We start from the raw sequence: 1,044 nt of genomic DNA, 5'->3' as shown, positions 1-1,044 counted from the left end.
AAACCCCTCTCATCCCCCTCCCTCTCGCAACGCGCTCCCGTCACGCCACCCCTTTGTTGACCCAGCCGCGCGTCCGTCAGCAGCAGGCGCCTGCGCTGTTGCACGCCGTTTCGCCGCATACGGCGTGCGCGGGAGTATTGCGTCGGTCAGCAGGGCCGCAGCATGGGCGCCGGCGCGATATCGTGCCCGCCGCCATTCTTTGACGAGGAAGAGACCGGCTACGCCCCGCAATCAGGTGCCCATGATGCCGCAAAACCGCCTAAAAATCGGCTGAAGCCGCGAGTTCGATACTTCGGCCCGGAATCGGCCCGATTTTTTATGCCAATTGCTTGGCTTTATGGAGTGAAAGCCGTAAGATACCGGTCTTCCGTTTTCGGCAGCGTGGATTTTGGCGCACTGAACGCGGAATCTGTCGAAAAATGTGGGCTTGAAAGAGAGTCCGGCAGTTTTCGTGATCCGAAGGCTAAACGCCGGTGGGTCATCGATAAGATACCGGATGCATCGGCAAGCTTCCTCGAAGAGAATGAAAATAATCTTTCCGGGATGCTTGACACAAAGCTGATGTACCTCCATAATCGTCAGTTCTCTACGGAGGGGTGCCCGAGTGGCTAAAGGGGGCAGACTGTAAATCTGTTGGCTTACGCCTACGTTGGTTCGAATCCAACCTCCTCCACCAAAAGACATAAGCAGCAGGGCGGTATAGGGAGTCGTTGCAGACCCTTGCGGGTGTAGCTCAATGGTAGAGCAGAAGCCTTCCAAGCTTACGACGAGGGTTCGATTCCCTTCACCCGCTCCAGTTCTGTGGTTGAAGCGTAAAGCGCCCATGTGGCTCAGTGGTAGAGCACTCCCTTGGTAAGGGAGAGGTCGGCAGTTCGATCCTGCCCATGGGCACCAGCAGTAGTCGGTGTCTGTTTGCGCGCGGCGCAACAAGTGAAATTCCTTTTGGGAGTTGAAAATGGCCAAGGAAAAATTCGAGCGGACCAAGCCGCACGTGAACGTAGGAACGATTGGTCACGTTGACCACGGCAAGACGACGCTGACGGC

General features: G+C 56.7%; 2 protein-coding genes and 3 tRNA genes. All 5 read left to right on the top strand.

Translation table 11 applies throughout. The features are described 5' to 3' along the window. Window positions 1-162 precede the first annotated feature (162 nt). Window positions 163-612: a hypothetical protein gene (locus WS68_RS27425; protein WP_156429413.1), complete on the top strand. Its 450-nt coding sequence runs from the start codon at window positions 163-165 to the stop codon at window positions 610-612. Further along, a tRNA-Tyr gene (locus WS68_RS08785) sits at window positions 591-676 on the top strand. The genes WS68_RS27425 and WS68_RS08785 overlap by 22 nt, the downstream gene beginning before the upstream one ends. Before the next feature lie 46 nt (window positions 677-722). Continuing rightward, a tRNA-Gly gene (locus tag WS68_RS08780) sits at window positions 723-796 on the top strand. Window positions 797-819: 23 nt separating this feature from the next. After that, window positions 820-894, top strand: a tRNA-Thr gene (locus WS68_RS08775). Window positions 895-955: 61 nt separating this feature from the next. Continuing rightward, the coding region (locus tag WS68_RS08770) for a GTP-binding protein (protein ID WP_038059333.1) at window positions 956-1,044 on the top strand (89 nt) is incomplete at its 3' end.

This window comes from Burkholderia sp. TSV86 (genome assembly GCF_001522865.1).
GTDB lineage: Bacteria > Pseudomonadota > Gammaproteobacteria > Burkholderiales > Burkholderiaceae > Burkholderia.
Note: the sequence above shows the minus strand (reverse complement) of the source record. Positions and strands in the feature narration are given on the sequence as shown.